This window comes from Pontibacter aquaedesilientis, from assembly GCF_014773225.1.
Lineage (GTDB): Bacteria > Bacteroidota > Bacteroidia > Cytophagales > Hymenobacteraceae > Pontibacter > Pontibacter aquaedesilientis.
This window is the reverse complement of record NZ_JACXAJ010000007.1, coordinates 1-17,938: the sequence shown is the minus strand read 5'-3', so window position 1 is coordinate 17,938 and position 17,938 is coordinate 1. Positions and strand designations below refer to the sequence as shown.

Sequence of the window (17,938 nt, the reverse complement as noted above, 5' to 3'; positions counted from 1 at the left end):
TCAAAAATTTCTCAACTTTTTTTTCTCCCCTTCATATAGAAAGTTGATTATACAGCTCCAGAAGCCTTTTATCCTTTTCATTTTGTTTTATCTCTTTTAGCAATTCTAATATTTCTGCCTGCTCTGACAGCACCATCAACGCCTGGAAGGCAGCCAGTCTGACGTAATACTGGCTATGGTTTTGCGCAAGGTCTGCAAGCATTGCTATTGCCTCCGGTGTGTTGGCCTCGTGGTTTACGGCCAGATAGGCTCCCAGGCTTTGCAGCATGTAATACAGGGCGCCTCCTTTTGCGTTTTTGGTCTGCTTCATAAACCAATCGTACTTAGTTGGTCCTCCCTGCACAGCATAGTACGAAGCCAGCGCCAGCACAATCTCCTCGTTCTTTTCTTTCTCGAACGCACTCAGCCGTTGCGTTACGTCCTTTGCACCGGTTCCCGCATAAGCCAGTATACCTGCCGCAGCCACTTTATAGGAACTATCCCGCATGGCCTGCTCATACAGTGCCTTGTACTTTTCTTGCTCTGTCTCCCAACCTGAGAGCACCAGTATTGCCCCTGCCCTGACATCACTTTTCTTATCGTTTTGCGCCATCTGCTTTACCTTCGCCTCAAACGCCATCGCTTCTTTCCCCTTGAGCTGCCCCAAAGCCTCTAGTGCCACGTTTCTTATAAACCAGAAGTCATCCTGAAGGGCCACTTGCATTAATTTCTGAATGTCAGGACTACTCATCTCATCTAACAGTTGCTCCAAGGCGTTCAATTTAGCCTTAAACTGCTTCGCGTTGCTGAATTGAAAGATCAGCTCTTCTTTTGTCTTGGCATGATCGACAGTTCCCAACAATTGCTGTTCACTGTCGAAGAGCACCAGTTGTGGTTGTGCGCTCACGGGCAAAAGGAAGTTTTGTTTCGCTTTGGTTATTTCGATCGCATGCTCTGTCTTTTTACCATTCTCCCAGGTAACCACTTTAACCGGAAGGCGGTATACAGGTGCATAAAGCGTATCTTGCTGTTGCCATACCTGCAGGCTGAGCCCTCCATTTTGATAGGTATGGCTAACCTTCAGTTCCGGGTGGCCGGCACTCAGGAACCATTGGTCGAAAAACCACATTAAGTCCTCTCCGGTTACATCCTCGAAGGCCATGCGCAGCTCAGCCACCTCCACGTCAGATAATTTGTGCAGGGTAAGGTAGCGGTTGAGCGAGGCGAAAAAGGCTTCATCTCCCACGTACTTGCGCAGCATGTGTAGCACCCGCCCTCCCTTAGCGTAGGAATGGCTATCAAACATGTCTTCGCGGTCAGCATAACGATACCGGATCAGAGGCTCCCGCTTTGTTTCCGCCTCGTCCAAGTACTGCTCCAGCTCATCCAAGTGCAGGTATGCGGCTTCATCAGCACCGAACTTATGCTCTGCCCACAGGTATTCCGAGTAATTGGCAAAAGCCTCATTCAAAGGTAGGTTGGCCCAGGATTCTGTCGTTACATAATCGCCGAACCACTGGTGGAAAAGCTCATGTGCGATAATGCCGTCCCAATTTTTATCCAGCAGTTCACGCTCATTCAGTTGCACATCTTCCATAAAGGTAGAGGCCGAGGTGTTTTCCATTGCCCCCGATACAAAGTCACGGACTACTACTTGCGCGTATTTAGACCAAGGATAATCCACACCCAGTTTTTGAGAGAAGAACTCCATCATTTCCGGCGTATGCCCGAATATTTTCTTAGCTGTTTTTTCATAGGCCGGCTCTACATAATAGTTCACCTCTAGGTTTCGCCATTTGTCTTTCACGACGGCGAACTCTCCTATAGCCATCATGGTGAGGTATGGCGCATGCGGCATATCCATTTTCCAGTAGTCGGTCTTGGTCCCGTCAGCGTTCTTGCGCGAGTACACAAAGGTCCCGTTGGACAGCGTTGTGAACTTTGGGTCAACTGTAAGGTATAGCTCCTGCGTCATGCGCTCATTGGGAGAATCAATGGTGGGAAACCAGGCAGAGTTGGCTTCAGTCTCTCCCTGTGTCCAGATCTGCCGTGGCTTGTCGGGATCCTTGCCTTTTGGGTTTATGAAATAGAGGCCTTTGTCCTGGGTAATCGCGTCGCTTCCGCCCAAGGCTAGTTCATTGGGCTTAGCCGTGTAGTCGATCTCGACAACGAACTTGTCGTTGCGGGTAAAGGTCTTGCCCAGATCGATGGTGAGTTTCATCCCGTCATAGGTATACTGCAGTTCTTTGGCGTCGAACCCATTCATCAAGCTCACACGGTGAATATCAAACCCTTTGGCATCCAACACCAACTTGTTTTGCGGATAGAAGTAGGGCTTAAGCGTCAACTCGGCTATACCAAGCAGGTGCTGTTTTTCCCAATCGAAACTTATGCGCAGTTTGGTGTGCAGCAGATCGTGAACACGGGTTTTGGAAGGATTGAAGGCGTGATTCTTAGGAGCCCAAACAGGCACTGCGGCTACTGCTGCCGTAGTCTGCTTATCGGCAACTGGTCCGGTTGCCGGCGCTGCCCCTGTAGATTTGTTTACACGACAGCCACTTGTAAAAGCCATCGCTGTGGCTAAACCAACTATACCCAAAAACCTATGATTCATGATGGAATGTTTTAATTTTGAGCTCAATTTCTAAAAATACTCTGATAAATCAATTATCTTTAAGCTTCCAAACCTGATTTATAAAGATGCTCCAGATAAAAACCGCTAACGACAATACATGGCAGGTTGATATTCAAAAAGACGCAATTCTCCTCAACGGAACACCTTTCGACTGGGACATCTCTCCCATTGGCCCCAGTTCATTCCACATTATCAAAGACGACAAGTCTTACACGGCAGAGTTGGTAGAGGCTGATTATCAATCCAAAACATTCACGTTTAAGATAAATGGTGTGAAGCAGACGGTGAGCGTGAAAGATCGTTTTGACCTCCTGCTGGATAAGCTCGGTATGAGCAACGCTAACACCCAGAAAGTGAATGATGTGAAGGCGCCTATGCCAGGTTTGATCCTGGAAATAAAAGTGCAGCCTGGCCAGGAAGTGAAAAAGGGCGACCCGATCATGATACTGGAGGCCATGAAGATGGAGAACATCCTGAAGTCGCCGGGTGATGGCGTGGTTAAGGAAGTAAAGGTAGCTGTGAAGCAAAATGTAGAAAAGAACCAGATTTTGATTCTATTTTAACTTTTTTGTGTTGCTCGATGGGCAGCACAGCCTGCCTTCCCGTAACATGAGCATCCATAAACATTAACATTACTATAAAACGACCGTGAAGTATAAAAGAATATTGCTGAAGTTAAGCGGCGAAGCGCTGATGGGAGATCAGCAGTACGGCATCGATTCCAACAGACTGATGCAGTACTCGCAGGAGATAAAGGAAGTTGCCGCAATGGGCGTTGAGGTAGCAGTCGTGATTGGAGGCGGCAACATCTTTAGAGGTGTGCAGGCTGAAGAAGTAGGACTGGACCGTGTGCAGGGCGACTACATGGGTATGTTGGCCACCGTAATCAACAGCATGGCGCTGCAAAGCGCACTCGAAAAGCTGGGCGTTTATACCCGTTTGCTTTCCGGTTTGAACATCCAGCAGGTATGCGAGCCGTACATTCGCCGCCGTGCTGTTCGCCACCTCGAGAAAGGGCGCGTCGTGATTTTCGGCGCGGGAACTGGCAATCCGTACTTCACCACTGACTCCGCAGCCAGTCTTCGTGCCATCGAGATCGAGGCAGACGTGGTACTGAAAGGAACCCGTGTGGACGGCATCTACTCTGCTGATCCGGAGAAAGACCCAAATGCGATCTTCTATTCCAATATTTCTTTCAGAGAAGTATTTGAGAAAGGACTCAATGTGATGGACATGACTGCTTTCACGCTGTGCAAGGAGAATGGCCTTCCAATCATTGTGTTCGACATGAACAAGGCCGACAACCTGAAGCGTTTGGTGCAGGGCGAAAAAATCGGTACGCTTGTCTCCATGGACGACCTGGCAGACTCTATAGAAGAGGCAGTGGATAAAATGCAGGCTTCGGAAGGCTCCAGCAGATCTGACAATAATTAGTACTTTTGCACATATAAATAAAGAGTAAAGTCAAACAGAAGAACCTATTTAAGATAAAATTGATATGACGGAAGAAATTCAGTTTTACCTCAGCGAAGCCGAGGAGTCTATGCAAAAAGCACTACAGCACACAAATGCAGAACTGCTTAAGATCAGAGCGGGCAAAGCATCCCCTGCCATGGTGGAAGATTTGCGTGTGGATTATTATGGCTCCCAGACACCAATCTCACAGGTGGCCAACATTACTGCGCCGGACGCCCGTACGCTCATGATCAAGCCATGGGAAAAGCAAATGGTAGGAGAAATCGGCAAAGCAATCAAGAACAGCGACCTGAACCTGAACCCACTGGTTGAGGCTGACGGGATTCGCCTGAACATTCCGCCACTGACTGAGGAGCGTCGCCGTGACCTCGTGAAGCAAGCGAAGAATGAAACTGAAAGCGGTAAGATCAGCATCCGTAACATCCGCAAGGACGTGAACGACTCGTTGAGAAAGTTGCAGAAAGAAGGCACATCAGAAGACGCAGTGCGTGACGCCGAAGCCAAAGTGCAGAAACTAACAGACGCCTACATCGTGAAGATGGACGAACTGCTTACTAAAAAGGAAGCCGAGATCATGACGGTCTAGTTTTAAAACGCAAGACATCAGACACAGGACGCAAGACCTTTCTTTACTCCTGTGAACAAAAAAGAAAAGCCCCGCACTGCTGCGGGGCTTTTCTTTTTACGGTAAAAAATTTTGTGTCTTACATGCCATGTCTTGCGTCCCAAACTATAGGTATAGCTTGTGTACTTTGATGTACTCGGCAACCTCATCAGGCACCATATACTTTATCGACTTCTCTTCTTTGATGCACTTCCGGATGAATGTGGCGGAGATATCCAAAACGGGGGCCTTTATAAAAGTCACGTTTGGCATGGCCGGTAACTCCTCGGTTGCAGAACCGGAACGTGGGTATACGTATACTCGGTGATACTCCAGAATGCGCTCAAAGTTTTTCCATTTTGGAAAAAGAGGCAGATTGTCCTCTCCCATGATCAACACAAACTCATAGCTGGGATACTTTTCCTGCAGGTAAGTAAGCGTATCGATGGTATAGCTCGGCTTAGGCATATTAAACTCGATGTTCGATACTCCCAGGCTTGGGTTATCGGCCACCGCCAGCGACACCATGTGCAACCGGTCGAACTCGTGAAGCAATGTGTTGCTTGGCTTAAAGGGGTTCTGCGGCGACACTACCAACCACACTGTGTCCAGGTCTGTATTGTTGGCCATGAAATTAGCCAAAATCAGGTGCCCGATGTGAATGGGATTGAAGGAGCCGAATAACAGCCCTACCTTCATACGATTGCTGGTTCCGCGTTCAGGAATTCTTCTACCAGCTTTTCAGCCCTGCTGCAAGCCTGCTCCAGGTTGTCGTTCACGATCACCTTGTCAAACTGGTCCTCGAACTTAAGCTCGAACTCCGCCTTGAACACACGGCTGGAAATGCTGGAGGCAGAATCTGTGTTGCGTGCCTGCAGGCGTTTGGCAAGCTCTTCTACTGAAGGAGGCTTTACGAATACGGCCAATGCTCTTTCTTTGTAAAAATGCTTGATGCTGAGCCCCCCTTTTACGTCCACATCCAAAATGACATGCTTGCCGCTTTTCCAGATGCGCTCTATCTCTGACTTGAGTGTTCCGTAGAAAGCGCCTTCATACACTTCCTCCCATTCCACAAACTCGTCTTTTGCGATTTTTTGCTTAAATTCTTCAGGTGTTATGAAGTAGTAGTCTTTGCCGTTCTCCTCGGAGCGGCCTCGCTTGTCGCGGGTGCAAGCCGATATTGAGAAGGCGAGATGAGGGTTTACCTGCAAGAGGTGCTTTACAATGGTAGTCTTGCCGGCACCGGAGGGAGCCGAAAAAATGATAATCTTTCCTTGCATCGGAGGTTATACGGTTACTTGAATTCTGGCTTTAATGGACAAAGCTAAGCTTTCCGGCACAATTACGCGCTTTAAATGACCGCTGACAAGCCCTTTGAGGAGTTTTTGCTTTTGATGGCTTTCGAAGCAGGCAATGCACTCTTCGATGTGAGTGTTAAAATAAGACTGCTCTTCTGTTGAGGCTTCCCCATCAATCATGAGGTCCAGCATACGGGCCACCTTGTCGCACTCTGACTCGTGCCCGTCTTCAGAAATTTTCTGATACGCTTCTGTAAATTTTGATTCCATCTTAACTCAAACTCTTTAGATTTTGCTAACCGTTATATCCCATGCTCTTCGCATATTTCTCTAACTTTTCCTTCAAAGAGTTCCGGGCGCGGTGAAGCCTGGAGCGCACAGTCCCTATTGGGATGTCCAGTATTTTGGCCATTTCCTCGTAGGTGAATCCTTCCAGGTCGCAAAGAATGATGACTGTTCTGAAATCAACCGGTAATGCGTTCAGGGCACTGGCGACCTCATCGCCTATCAGGTCCTGTACACTTTCGGTGCGCATGTCGGTGGTAGTGGCTACGCCGCCCTCACCCTCCACGTCGTCCGAATTGTAGTATCCTTCGACCTCGCTGTAGTCTACCTTGGCAGGCTGTTTGCTCTTTTTCCGGAACTCGTTTATGAAGGAGTTCTTCAGGATTCGAAACAGCCAGGCTTTTGCATTAGTTCCTTGCTCAAAGTAATCGAAGAAGCGGTACGCCTTTAAATACGTCTCCTGCACCAGGTCATTGGCATCATCTTCGTCGAGGGTGAGCCTGTAAGCGAAATTGTACAGAGGGTCGAGCACGGGCAGCAGTTCGGCCTCAAACCGTGCATCTTTTTCCTCTTTACTCAATTGTTTACCTGTCTGTTCGCTCATTTGACTTGATTTTGTACTTTTAACAAAGCCCTGCTCGCGTAATTATACGCAAATATAGAAATTTTAATTACATACCTTGCTTAGCCCTGTAGGGTTGCAAGGGGGCACTAACTGAGGATAGGCTTGCATGCGGCACCCAGGCTACGCCTATTCAATTCGTTTTTAGAAACATACGGATTTTCAAAGCATTCAGCAGTTCCAATGCAATTTTTTAACGCATTTAAGCATTAAAACTTAATTTTGCACTCGCAATCATTTTGGGCAATACCACGCATGAGCCATCCGATCTCCGTCACGATTCTTACCAAAAACAGCCAAAAACACTTGCCTGCTTGCCTTGAGGCGCTGCAGCGCTTTCCAGAGGTAATTGTACTGGATAATGGCTCTACTGACGATACGATGGCCATAGCGACAAGATTTCCGAACACCCGCATCGTAGAGCATTCCTTCATTGGTTTTGGACCTTTGAAGAACCTGGCGGCGCAGCACGCCACCCATCCCTGGATCCTTTCCATCGACAGTGATGAAGTGTTGTCACGTGAGCTGGCTGATGAAATCCTCCAATTGGCCCTGAGCAACCCTCAGCAGGTATACCGTTTTCTGCGGCATAATTTCTATGGCAAAAGGCATATAAAGGCGTGCGGATGGGATAATGACTGGGTATTGCGCCTTTACCACAAAGGCACCACCCGTTTTGCAGATCTGCCAGTGCATGAGTACATCCAGACGAAAGGGCTGCATGTTCAGAACCTGCAAGGTACATTAAGGCACTTCTCCTTTGACAGTATAGCGCAGCTACTGGACAAGTTGAACCAGTATACAACGCTCTTCGCCAAGGAGAATCGTTTCCGTAAAAGCTCCTCGCCTGCGAAGAGCTGCTTAAAATGGGCTTTTTCACTTTTCAGGAACTATGTGCTGCAACGCGGGTTTCTGTATGGGTACGAAGGGCTGGCCATAGCCTTTTCCAATGCCAATGGCACTTTTTACAAATACATGAAACTGCACGAAGAAAACCAACGCCTCGACATCAGCCTGATCATCACAACCTATAACTGGAAAGAGGCCCTCGCCACTGTTCTGAAGAGTGCTTTCCGGCAGAGCGAGCTTCCGCGTGAGATCATCGTGGCAGACGACGGCTCCCGCGAAGATACTCGTGACGTGATCGAGGCGCTGGCCAAAGAGTCGCCGGTACCGGTGCGGCATTGCTGGCACCCTGATACCGGTTTTCGACTGGCTGAGATCCGCAACAAAGCCATCGCCATGGCTGGCGGAGAGTACATGGTGATGGTGGATGGCGACATGGTGCTGCACCCCGACTTCCTGAAAAGCCATCGGCGTATGGCCCGCAAAGATCAGTTTATTCAGGGCAAGCGGGTGTTGCTGAGCAGCGAAACCAGCCAAAGCTTGATGAACGGCCAAATCGACAAAATCACGCCTTTTACAGCAGGTATAAAAAACAGATTCAATGCCATTAGTTCCGGAACATTGTCGGGTTTGTTCAGTGCCCGCAAAAAGGACATTAAGGCGGTTCGTGGCTGCAACATGGCTTTCTGGCGCGCAGACGTGGTGAAGGTGAACGGTTTCAACGAGGACTTTGTGGGTTGGGGCCGAGAGGACAGCGAGTTTGTGATTCGGTTGCTTAACCAAGGTATAGCGCGTCGCAACCTGAAGTTCGGAGGTGTTGCTTACCACTTATACCACCCGGAAAATACCCGCAACGGCCTCAATGCCAATGACGCTATCCTGGAAAAGGCAATAGAAGAGAAAAGCACCTTTTGCCCAAACGGGATAAACCGACATCTCGCCGCTAACCAGCATTGAACAGATTTACTTTACTGCGCTATACCTGCTGGCCATCGATCATCAGGTATAGCTTACAATTACATCTCTTGATCAGGTAGCCGTTTTACCTGTCACGAACCTGCCTACTATACCTGTGTCCCGAATTTTAAGCACATCGCCTGAGATGCAGTCGTGAGCAACAAATTATTGCTAAATCAGTAATATAAACATTACGGCATTTATTTTAACTTAACCAAAATAAAGCTGCATGTCTTGCTGAACTATAGCCTGCAATTTTTTGATGCGCTTCATCACCCTTCTCTTTCTGCTGCTGCCTGCACTTACATCACAGGCACAGCAGTTCAACTTCCGCAACTGGTCACTTGAGCAGGGTCTGCCCCAGTCTCAGGTCAATGATATATTGCAGGATAATAAGGGACAGTTGTGGGTTGCCACACTCGGCGGACTAAGCCGATTCGACGGAACCACTTTCCAAACCTACACCAAACGCGATGGGCTGAGCAGCAACAGCATCAGTTGCCTCTTCCAGGACAGCAAGCGCCGTATCTGGATCGGCACCCGCGACAAGGGGCTGATGCAATTAAATAGGAACCGTTTCTATACCTATGATGGTGAGTCTGGCCTGCCGCCGGGGGGCGTGTTCGACATTGCAGAGGATAACCTTGGCATGATCTGGGTGGCGACGGGCAGTGGTGTATACTCTCTGTCCGGCACTAAGTTCGCATCGCATGACTCATTGCCTCCTATTCGGTACAATGCTCTGCTTTCCACTTCGGCCAATGAGCTTTGGGCAGGTAGCGCTACCGAGGGCGTATATAGGGCCACATTACAAGGTATAACTCACTACACTTCTTCGAACAGCAGCCTGCCCGACGATGCCGTCAATGCTATTAGTCAATCCCCTACCGGTACTATTTGGGTCGGCACAACACAGGGTGTTGCCATTTTCCGGCAAAACAAACTGCAGCGATTCCCGCTTCCGCCCGGCCTGCTCTCTCCTGACGTTACTGACTTCACCACCGATACCTATGGGCACCAATGGCTCAGCATGCGAAACAAAGGCGCTCTGAAATACGACGGCAAACAGTTTCAGCACCTGACCCGCTACAGTGGGTTGCGCACGGACAAAGTAAACGCCATTGCCACCGACATGGAGGGCAATATCTGGATTGGAACATCCGGGCAAGGGCTAATGCAGTACCGCAACCCTTGGTTTGTGCACTACTTTGATATGGGGCAGGTGAAAGAGCCCGTGATCTCGGCACTCGCCCAGGACACCAAAGGCAGGGTATGGATTGGAACAGACGACGGGTATGCTGCTTATATGGAAGGAGGGATTCTCCATTGGTTGAGGACGGACATTTGGCCCGCAGGAACCACCCTGCACAGCATGTGGGTACAGCACGAAGACGACGTTTGGGTATGCAGCAGCCAGGGCGTATACAGGTTAGGCCCCAAAAGTGTCAGGCATTACGGCACACTGCAGGGGCTGCCCGCGGCAGAGACCTATCAGGCCATGCCCGACCAGGCCGGCAACATGCTGCTGGCAACGGCCGGAGGTATGGCCATCATGTCTGTCAACCAGCAAGTTGTCGTTCCTGTTTCACCGCCCGGGATTACCGGCAAGGTATACACCATACACCGCGATACAAACGGCAGAACATGGCTGGGTGCCGAAAATGGCATATTCAGGTATAAGAATGGAAACGTCGTGCCTGCCCCGGAGCTGAGCGGAGCCAATTTCAAAGAAGTACTGACAATAGCCGAAGACAAAAAAGGCACACTCTATTTCGGGGGATTCAACTATGGCATCCTGGCCTTCCATGATAGTTGGAAGGCCCTCAAGGTATACAACTCGCAAAGTGGGCTTCCCAACGAAGGTATAAAAAGCCTGTATGTGGACAGAAGTAACTTCCTGTGGGTAGGCACCAGCAGAAGCGTGTTGAAGATGCGCCTTGATGAACTGCACCGTTTAGGCCGAATCAGTTTCAGGTCCTATGCCAACCAGGATGGTTTCAGAGGGATGGAGGTAAGTAACAAGGGCATCACCCAAACCCCTGACGGCACCGTGTGGTTCGCAACGTCCAAAGGCCTGACCATGTACCTGCCAGACATGGACCGCCGCAACAGGGTATACCCCTATGCTGTCCTGACCAGTATCATGCTGTTTTTAAAGCCCACTGACTGGGAAGCCCTTGGGCATAAAGTCGACTCAACCAACGGACTTCCCATCAACCTGAAGCTACCCCATACCCAAAACCACCTCACCTTCGATTTTCACGGCATCTCACTCACCGCGCCGGATAGGGTAAAGTATAGGTATAGACTGAAGGGGCACGATGACAACTGGTCTGCCGTCACGGACCAGTCTTTTGCGACCTATGCCAGCCTTGGCCCCGGCAACTATACCTTTCAGCTGCTTGCCTCTAACGGTGACGGCTATTGGACCCCGAGCCCGCTTACCTACTCTTTCTCGATTGTGCCGCCTATCTGGCGTCGGGAGTGGTTCATTGTCCTGCTGCTGCTGATCGGTTCGGGCGGGGCCATCAGTATCGTGCGGCTCCGGGAGAGCAGCCTTGTGAAGCTGAACTCGCTCCTCGAACAGAAGGTACAGCACCGCACCGAATTGCTGGAACAGAAAAACCGCGAAAAGGAGATTCTGCTCAAAGAGATACACCACCGCGTGAAGAACAACCTGCAGATTATCATGAGTATGCTCAACCTGCAGGCCCGCCACATTCAGGATCCGAAGGCGCTGGAGGTTATGCAGTCGATCAGGGGCCGGGTCAGGTCAATGGCCCTCTTACACGAGCGACTCTACCAGCATGAGGATCTGGCTGCCATTAACCTTCACGATTATTTTAAAAGTATATGCGATGGCCTGTACGCAACTTATGGCGTAACGAACCAACAGGTCAGGCTGCAACTCGATGTTCCCAATTTGATGGTGGAAGCCGACACAGCCTTATCCTTGGGTCTGATCGTGAATGAGTTGGCGTCCAATACACTGAAGTATGCGTTTCCGGATCGCACTGGCCTGCTCCGCATCAGTCTCGACTCTAGGAATAAGCCTGCCTACGTACTGGTTGTGGCAGATGATGGGATAGGTCTCCCGGACGATTTTGAGGATAGAAGAAAACGCTCATTCGGACTGCACCTTGTGACATCGCTGACGAAGAAACTGAACGGCAAGATTGATTTTAAAAATAATAATGGTACAAATTCAATATTACATTTTGTTTTGGCATCATAAATGACCAATTTTACGTATGTGATTAATGCTATGACAAAACCAAAAATTCTAATTTCGGAGGACGAAGTCATCATCGCTGAAGATATCGCCGCATCGCTCGAAGAGATGGGTTATCAGGCATGCGCCATTGACTCCGGTGAAAATACCCTTGAGATGATCCGGACCATGCAGCCAGACCTTGTACTGCTTGATGTGAACCTCAAAGGGGATGCGGATGGGATAGAGATCGGATCGAAGATAAAGGAGGAGTTCCATATCCCTTTCATATACCTGACTGCCTACGCAGATAAGGATACTCTTGACAGAGCCAAAAAAACCGAACCCGATGGTTTCCTGGCGAAGCCTTTTGATGAGAAAAATCTTCGCTCCGCAATCGAGATCGCCCTGTATAAGCACGACAGCAATGCCAAGAACGGGGATGCGGAAGGACCGGCTTCGCCCAAGAGCCACAAAGAGAGCGACCTGCAGACCGATTATATCTTTGTGAAAGTAAAGCACCGCATCATCAAAGTGCATTACAGCGACATCCTGTGGGTGGAGGCTTACGACAACTATTCCTTTATTGTAACCGCAGACCAGAAATACCTGGTAAGTTCTACCCTGAAGGACATGGAACACAAGTTGCCGTCCGGAAACTTTGTGCGCGTGCACCGCTCCTACATCGCCAACCTCGACAAGGTGGAGGCTCTCGAAGAAAACTCGGTGGTTTTCTCCAAAGGGGACGTTCCGATTGGGAAATCCTATAAGAAGACGCTGATGTCGCGCTTCAATATCATTTAATGAGCCTACCAGGTTCAAGACGCTATCAATGCAACCCAACAAGTAAATATACTGGCTACTAAGGCATTTATCTTGCGGGCATCTTTATCTTTGCACTATAGGGCCAGCTATGCCCTCGCGGTATAGCGCTTGTTTTGTAATCAGTTTGTCCCTGCTATGCCTAAAGGAATCACCGTCGTTATTACCAGTTGCAACCGCTTTGACCTGCTTGAAGCCACGCTCCGTAGCTTTTTCAAACATAATACTTACCCTGTCGAGAAGGTCCTGGTGATAGAGGACAGCGGCAACCAAAGAGGGCTGGAAAATGTGCTGGCAAAGTTCGATTATGGCCAGTTTGAAACTATCGTGAATCCTGAGCAGCTGGGCCAGCAAAAGAGCATTGACAGGGCGTATAGCCAAGTAAGCACGGAGTATGTCTTTCATTGTGAGGACGACTGGGATTTCCTGCGCAAAGGCTTTATCGAAGAATCGCTCACGCTGATGGAGCATAACCCCAAACTGATTACGGTATGGGGCCGGAGCGCCGATGAATACCCCGCAGGTTTTTTTGCTGATGAAGTGCGGGAGTTTCAAGGTATAAAGTACCGTGAGGTCAAAAAAGACATCTTTACCCTCAACCCTAGCCTAAAGCGGATAAGCGACTATCACTTGATGGGCCGCTTTGAACAATATACGCCCGGGCAATTTGAGCGGGAGATCTCCGATTTTTATTCTGCCTTGGGCTATACCGCTTTTATACTGGAGGAGCCTTACACCAACCACCTGGGTTGGCACCGCCGCATCCACTTCCGTGACAAAGCAAACAAGTACCTCAAACTCGACAACAAGTTTAAACAGGCCAAAGCCTCGGTATACAAGCTACTGAAGATGGGCAAGTTTAAAGACTAGTTATAAAACAGAAAAGCCGGGACATTAGCCCCGGCTTTTCTGTTTTATAACTATACCTTAGATTAGTATCTGTAGTACTCCGGCTTGTAAGGGCCTTCCACTTCCACACCAATGTAGGCAGCTTGGTCCGGGCGAAGTTCATCCAGTTCCACACCGATCTTGCTCAGGTGCAAGCGGGCTACTTTCTCGTCGAGTTGCTTTGGCAAAGTGTATACCTTGTTCTCGTACGCGTCAGCGTTTGTCCAAAGCTCCAACTGTGCCAGTGTCTGGTTTGAGAAAGAGTTTGACATCACGAAAGATGGGTGACCAGTCGCGCAACCCAGGTTTACCAAACGGCCTTCAGCCAGCACAATGATGTCTTTTCCATCAATGTTGTAAAGGTCCACCTGCGGCTTGATGGTGTCTTTCGTGTCGCCGTAAGCACCATTCAGCCAAGCCATGTCAATTTCGTTGTCGAAGTGACCGATGTTACAAACAATGGCCTTGTCCTTCATGCTGCGGAAATGCTCCTCAGAAATGATGTCTTTGTTACCAGTGGCAGTTACCACAATGTCCGCTTCTTTCACGGCGTCCACCATGCGCTTTACTGCAAAGCCATCCATGGCAGCCTGCAAAGCGCAAATTGGATCGATCTCTGTAACAATTACACGGGCACCGGCACCACGAAGCGAAGCAGCAGAGCCTTTTCCAACGTCACCGTAGCCGGCTACTACCGCTACCTTACCGGCCATCATTACGTCCGTAGCACGACGAATCGCATCTACCAAAGACTCCTTGCAACCATACTTGTTGTCAAACTTAGACTTGGTAACCGAGTCGTTCACGTTGATGGCAGGCATTGGCAGAGTGCCGTTTTTCATGCGCTCATACAGACGGTGCACGCCGGTGGTCGTCTCTTCAGAAAGGCCTTTAATACCAGCTGCCAACTCTGGGTATTTGTCAAGCACCATGTTGGTCAAGTCACCGCCATCGTCCAGAATCATGTTCAACGGTTTGCTTTCGTCACCAAAGAACAGGGTCTGCTCGATGCACCAGTCAAACTCCTCGGCCGTCATACCTTTCCAGGCATACACCGAAATGCCAGCCGCCGCGATAGCCGCCGCCGCATGATCCTGCGTCGAAAAGATATTGCACGAAGACCAGGTTACCTCAGCACCCAACTCTACCAATGTTTCGATCAGTACAGCTGTCTGGATGGTCATGTGCAAGCAACCGGCAATACGGGCTCCGGCAAGCGGCTTGCTTGCACCGTACTCCTCACGGATCGCCATCAGGCCCGGCATTTCAGCCTCAGCCAGTCTGATCTCCTTGCGGCCCCACTCGGCCAGCGAAATATCTTTTACTTTGTACTTGAGTGTTGTATCTATCATATTCTTTAAATTCTAATATTTTCTTAAAGGAGCACAAAATTACAAAATTTCTTTCTCTTCTTCAACCCTCACTTGGCATACTACCTTATTATCAGCCTTTTATAATTTACACATCATACCAAAGCCTGTACTGGCAGCACAGGCTTTGGTATGCATGCTGGTTCCGGAGAATTATCTATTGATGATCACTTCGGCACCAAGGGTATTGTTGTTGTCTGACGGCGGGGCGACAAACCCTTTCGCAAATATGGTATAGATGCGGCCACTAGCCACCTGCACGCCAGGCACTGACAACACCACTGTATTCGTTCCAGCCAGTCTTACTTCCAAATCATAGGAGGTGGCATCAACAGGCGTGAAATCAGCAGCATGATTTCATCCATTTCTTCATAGTCCATTCAATCATTAGGTTAATAAAAACTTCTTTTAACTGTGAATAAAACCAGTTGATTTAGGGATTGTTTGAACAGAATGATTTTATCAGAAAAAAACAGGTTGGCAAAGATTCGTATCTTTGCCAACACACATGAAGCCCTATACCCAGCAAGAACAAGCGTTTATTCAACAGCACCAGCACCGGAGCCCTGCCGAGCTGATGCTGCAGGCAAGCCGTTATCCCAACCTGCCTGTTGCTGACTTGGTCAAACAGATACAGGCACGCCAGAAGGCCGCTGACAAACTGCCAACCTGGGTAACTAACACCGATGTGGTATTTCCGGTAGCTGTATCAGTAGAGCAAAGCTCCTCCGAAGCCGCTGCTGCTTTTAAGGCCTCCTTTTTTTCGGGGAAGTTACTGATAGACCTCACCGGTGGCTTTGGCGTGGACAGCTTCTACTTTGCCAGGCAGTTTGAGCGGGTGGTGCATATAGAGCAGAACAGCGAACTGTCGGAAGTAGCGGCCCATAACTTCAGGTTGCTGGGCGCAGACAATGTTGAAGCTTTAAACTCCACGGCAGAAGATTTTTTGCAGACCTTCGAAGGAAAAGCAGATGTGCTATACCTGGACCCGGCGCGGCGCGGAGAACGGGCTGAGAAGGTGCACTTGCTGCAAGACTGCGAGCCCGATGTGCTGCGGTTGTTGCCTTTACTGCTACAAAAAGCAAATGCCGTATTACTCAAGACTTCTCCCATGCTCGATATTGACCTGGCCGTAGAGCAGTTGGGCACCGTTACGAAAGTATGGGTAGTAGCCCTTCAGAACGAGTGCAAAGAGGTGCTATACCTTATCGAGCCATCAGCAGGTATAGAACCGGAGTTACATACTGTGAATATCCTGTCCAACGGCACATCACAGAAACTGAGCTTCACCAAATCGCAGGAGGACCAGGCGAAGGCAGGCTTTGCTGATCCGCAGCGTTACCTATACGAACCCAACTCCGCTATTCTTAAGTCTGGGGCTTACCGAAGCGTGGCCATCCAGTATGGGTTACAAAAGCTGCATCCGAACAGCCACCTCTATACCTCTGCTGTCCTCCTACCTGATTTTCCGGGGAGGATATTCGAATGCCAGGGCGTGGGGCGATACAACAAAAAAGAGCTACTGGCCCGGCTCCCCTCACGCAAAGCCAACATCACGGTTCGCAATTTCCCTGAGTCGGTAGCCGATATCCGAAAGAAAACATGTATAAAAGAAGGTGGCACTGACTATCTTTTCTTCACGACGGATATGCACCAGAAGCCGATAGTGGTGTATTGCCGGAAAGCTATACCTACCGTAGCCTAAAATTTATTCTGATTTTTTTCAGCCCTTTTCCGATTCCTCTCTCCTGCTTTAATCCTAATCACTCACTGGACTCAGGCGCTGCTTTGGGATGGCAACGACTTACACCACAACTACATACACCTGCTGTTATACTTGCATAAAGCTATATACCCATACTGTATTTTGATGAGCAAAGTACTATTCCGCCTATACCTAACTTGTCTTTAAACCCCTAACTGTTAGTTGCTTATGCCGTAAAACAGGAGACCCCGACTAGATCGGGATATGTACCATTAAAACAAATTTAACAAGCTATGAAACGCAATAATGAAGAAAACCTGAATCAGGAAAACCAGAATAGAAACCCAAAAAACCAAAATCAAAACAGAGATGAGTCTGGTCAGTTCAAGGGCTCATCCTCTCAGCAAAACAACCCTACGTCGCAAAGCGGCCAGCAGTCGCAGGCACGTAGCAGCAATCAGGGCCAAGGCTGGCACGGCGACTCGCAGGGACACGCCGAAGCCGGACGCCAGAGCCACAAAAACGACACATCTTCTTCTACCAACAGAAGTTCGTCGCAGAGCAATCAAACCCAAGCCAGCAGCAGCAACCAACCCCAGGCTCGCAGCAGCCAAAGCCAGGGACGCGGCTGGCACGGTGATCCGCAGGGACATGCTGAAGCCGGAAAGCAGAGCCATAAGAGCGACAGCTCTTCATCGAGCAACCGCAACCAGGATTCATCTGAAAGCGACAGAAACAATTCCTAATTGAGTTTAGCTTACATTTAGATATCAGAAAAGCCCGTGGCCTATGTCACGGGCTTTTCTGTACCTGGCGGGTTGCACAAACCAGCGGGCCATGGTACCGTAAAACGATATGACAAGATAATTTAAATTATACAGCTATGAAAAACGAGAAAGAGAATAAGAACCAGCAAACTGATACGAACAAGGAAAAAACCGGCAAAACAAAGGACATTGGCAACAACCTGGACCAGGACGCCGTGGGCAAGATGGGCTCCAATAACCCAACGCCCCAGGCACGTACCGATAATGAGCAGAAGAAATAAATAAGACAAGCTCACATTCTATTTTCCCCGTCAGTTACCGCAATGATTGCAGTAGCTGACGGGGATTAATTTTTGGTTGTGGTCTACAATGTATGATGGTTTCTATAATAGAAAATTAGCTTCATGGCGCTGTAATGGTTCTGCTCTTTTTTGGAGAAGCAGGCCGTTTTTCTCACGATTCTTCGGTTTCTG

General features: G+C 49.1%; 17 protein-coding genes and 1 pseudogene. 10 read left to right on the top strand and 8 right to left on the bottom strand.

Annotation, left to right across the window (positions count from 1 at the left end; genetic code table 11):
- Positions 1–31: 31 nt before the first annotated feature.
- Positions 32–2,593: a M1 family metallopeptidase gene (locus H9Q13_RS13510; RefSeq protein ID WP_191184347.1), complete on the bottom strand. Its 2,562-nt coding sequence runs from the start codon at positions 2,591–2,593 to the stop codon at positions 32–34.
- A gap of 86 nt (positions 2,594–2,679) precedes the next feature.
- Here H9Q13_RS13510 and H9Q13_RS13505 point away from each other — a divergent pair, with 86 nt between their 5' ends.
- From H9Q13_RS13505 to frr, 3 genes are all read left to right on the top strand, one after another.
- Positions 2,680–3,177 carry a biotin/lipoyl-containing protein gene (locus tag H9Q13_RS13505; protein WP_191184346.1) on the top strand — a complete coding sequence of 166 codons (498 nt, stop codon included), beginning with the start codon at positions 2,680–2,682 and terminating at the stop codon, positions 3,175–3,177.
- An 85-nt stretch (positions 3,178–3,262) separates the two neighbouring features.
- On the top strand, positions 3,263–4,048 hold the full coding sequence (gene pyrH / locus H9Q13_RS13500) for a UMP kinase (RefSeq protein ID WP_191184345.1): 786 nt from the start codon (positions 3,263–3,265) through the stop codon (positions 4,046–4,048).
- Between the two features lie 64 nt (positions 4,049–4,112).
- Positions 4,113–4,676: a ribosome recycling factor gene (gene frr / locus H9Q13_RS13495; RefSeq protein WP_191184344.1), complete on the top strand. Its 564-nt coding sequence runs from the start codon at positions 4,113–4,115 to the stop codon at positions 4,674–4,676.
- A 144-nt stretch (positions 4,677–4,820) separates the two neighbouring features.
- Here the strand turns inward: frr and nadD are convergent, their stop codons facing one another.
- The 4 genes from nadD to H9Q13_RS13475 are packed head-to-tail and all read right to left on the bottom strand — an operon-like array spanning position 4,821 to position 6,881.
- Positions 4,821–5,393: a nicotinate (nicotinamide) nucleotide adenylyltransferase gene (gene nadD, locus H9Q13_RS13490; RefSeq protein ID WP_191184343.1), complete on the bottom strand. Its 573-nt coding sequence runs from the start codon at positions 5,391–5,393 to the stop codon at positions 4,821–4,823.
- Positions 5,390–5,974 (bottom strand): guanylate kinase, encoded by a 585-nt coding sequence (gene gmk / locus H9Q13_RS13485; protein WP_191184342.1) that lies wholly within the window; start codon positions 5,972–5,974, stop codon positions 5,390–5,392. The genes nadD and gmk overlap by 4 nt, the downstream gene beginning before the upstream one ends.
- A 6-nt stretch (positions 5,975–5,980) precedes the next feature.
- Complete coding sequence (locus tag H9Q13_RS13480; RefSeq protein ID WP_191184341.1) at positions 5,981–6,262, bottom strand: hypothetical protein; 282 nt, start codon at positions 6,260–6,262, stop codon at positions 5,981–5,983.
- A 25-nt stretch (positions 6,263–6,287) separates the two neighbouring features.
- Positions 6,288–6,881 (bottom strand): sigma-70 family RNA polymerase sigma factor, encoded by a 594-nt coding sequence (locus H9Q13_RS13475; protein ID WP_191184340.1) that lies wholly within the window; start codon positions 6,879–6,881, stop codon positions 6,288–6,290.
- 273 nt (positions 6,882–7,154) lie between these two features.
- On the opposite strand from H9Q13_RS13475, the gene H9Q13_RS13470 reads away from it, so the two are divergent.
- From H9Q13_RS13470 to H9Q13_RS13455, 4 genes are all read left to right on the top strand, one after another.
- Entirely contained in the window at positions 7,155–8,702 is a 1,548-nt protein-coding gene (locus tag H9Q13_RS13470; protein ID WP_191184339.1) for a glycosyltransferase family 2 protein, read from the top strand.
- 262 nt (positions 8,703–8,964) lie between these two features.
- Positions 8,965–11,937, top strand: a complete 2,973-nt coding sequence (locus tag H9Q13_RS13465; RefSeq protein WP_191184338.1) for a two-component regulator propeller domain-containing protein — start codon at positions 8,965–8,967, stop codon at positions 11,935–11,937.
- Between the two features lie 30 nt (positions 11,938–11,967).
- Positions 11,968–12,717: a response regulator gene (locus H9Q13_RS13460; RefSeq protein WP_191184337.1), complete on the top strand. Its 750-nt coding sequence runs from the start codon at positions 11,968–11,970 to the stop codon at positions 12,715–12,717.
- Between the two features lie 156 nt (positions 12,718–12,873).
- Entirely contained in the window at positions 12,874–13,605 is a 732-nt protein-coding gene (locus tag H9Q13_RS13455; RefSeq protein ID WP_191184336.1) for a glycosyltransferase, read from the top strand.
- A 62-nt stretch (positions 13,606–13,667) separates the two neighbouring features.
- Here the strand turns inward: H9Q13_RS13455 and ahcY are convergent, their stop codons facing one another.
- Entirely contained in the window at positions 13,668–14,975 is a 1,308-nt protein-coding gene (ahcY, locus tag H9Q13_RS13450; protein WP_191184335.1) for an adenosylhomocysteinase, read from the bottom strand.
- 171 nt (positions 14,976–15,146) lie between these two features.
- Positions 15,147–15,305, bottom strand: coding sequence for a hypothetical protein (locus H9Q13_RS13445; RefSeq protein ID WP_224744287.1), 159 nt, complete (start codon positions 15,303–15,305; stop codon positions 15,147–15,149).
- 196 nt (positions 15,306–15,501) lie between these two features.
- Between H9Q13_RS13445 and H9Q13_RS13440 the strand changes: the two genes are divergently transcribed.
- The 3 genes from H9Q13_RS13440 to H9Q13_RS13430 all read left to right on the top strand — a co-directional run bounded on the left by H9Q13_RS13440 (position 15,502) and on the right by H9Q13_RS13430 (position 17,746).
- The gene (locus tag H9Q13_RS13440) at positions 15,502–16,698 is read left to right on the top strand and encodes a THUMP-like domain-containing protein (protein WP_191184334.1); all 1,197 of its coding nucleotides are present in this window, start codon (positions 15,502–15,504) and stop codon (positions 16,696–16,698) included.
- Positions 16,699–16,991: 293 nt separating this feature from the next.
- Positions 16,992–17,444 carry a hypothetical protein gene (locus H9Q13_RS13435; RefSeq protein ID WP_191184333.1) on the top strand — a complete coding sequence of 151 codons (453 nt, stop codon included), beginning with the start codon at positions 16,992–16,994 and terminating at the stop codon, positions 17,442–17,444.
- A 137-nt stretch (positions 17,445–17,581) separates the two neighbouring features.
- Complete coding sequence (locus tag H9Q13_RS13430; protein ID WP_191184332.1) at positions 17,582–17,746, top strand: hypothetical protein; 165 nt, start codon at positions 17,582–17,584, stop codon at positions 17,744–17,746.
- Between the two features lie 83 nt (positions 17,747–17,829).
- Here the strand turns inward: H9Q13_RS13430 and H9Q13_RS18305 are convergent.
- A pseudogene (locus tag H9Q13_RS18305) lies at positions 17,830–17,938 on the bottom strand (IS1 family transposase); the annotation flags it as partial.

Coding starts and splice junctions, on each gene's coding strand:
- H9Q13_RS13510 (WP_191184347.1), bottom strand. CDS start 2,593: ATGAATCATAGGTTTTTGGGTATAGTTGGTTTAGCCACAGCGATGGCT.
- H9Q13_RS13505 (WP_191184346.1), top strand. CDS start 2,680: ATGCTCCAGATAAAAACCGCTAACGACAATACATGGCAGGTTGATATT.
- frr (WP_191184344.1), top strand. CDS start 4,113: ATGACGGAAGAAATTCAGTTTTACCTCAGCGAAGCCGAGGAGTCTATG.
- nadD (WP_191184343.1), bottom strand. CDS start 5,393: ATGAAGGTAGGGCTGTTATTCGGCTCCTTCAATCCCATTCACATCGGG.
- gmk (WP_191184342.1), bottom strand. CDS start 5,974: ATGCAAGGAAAGATTATCATTTTTTCGGCTCCCTCCGGTGCCGGCAAG.
- H9Q13_RS13480 (WP_191184341.1), bottom strand. CDS start 6,262: ATGGAATCAAAATTTACAGAAGCGTATCAGAAAATTTCTGAAGACGGG.
- H9Q13_RS13475 (WP_191184340.1), bottom strand. CDS start 6,881: ATGAGCGAACAGACAGGTAAACAATTGAGTAAAGAGGAAAAAGATGCA.
- H9Q13_RS13470 (WP_191184339.1), top strand. CDS start 7,155: ATGAGCCATCCGATCTCCGTCACGATTCTTACCAAAAACAGCCAAAAA.
- H9Q13_RS13465 (WP_191184338.1), top strand. CDS start 8,965: ATGCGCTTCATCACCCTTCTCTTTCTGCTGCTGCCTGCACTTACATCA.
- H9Q13_RS13460 (WP_191184337.1), top strand. CDS start 11,968: ATGACAAAACCAAAAATTCTAATTTCGGAGGACGAAGTCATCATCGCT.
- H9Q13_RS13455 (WP_191184336.1), top strand. CDS start 12,874: ATGCCTAAAGGAATCACCGTCGTTATTACCAGTTGCAACCGCTTTGAC.
- ahcY (WP_191184335.1), bottom strand. CDS start 14,975: ATGATAGATACAACACTCAAGTACAAAGTAAAAGATATTTCGCTGGCC.
- H9Q13_RS13440 (WP_191184334.1), top strand. CDS start 15,502: ATGAAGCCCTATACCCAGCAAGAACAAGCGTTTATTCAACAGCACCAG.
- H9Q13_RS13435 (WP_191184333.1), top strand. CDS start 16,992: ATGAAACGCAATAATGAAGAAAACCTGAATCAGGAAAACCAGAATAGA.
- H9Q13_RS13430 (WP_191184332.1), top strand. CDS start 17,582: ATGAAAAACGAGAAAGAGAATAAGAACCAGCAAACTGATACGAACAAG.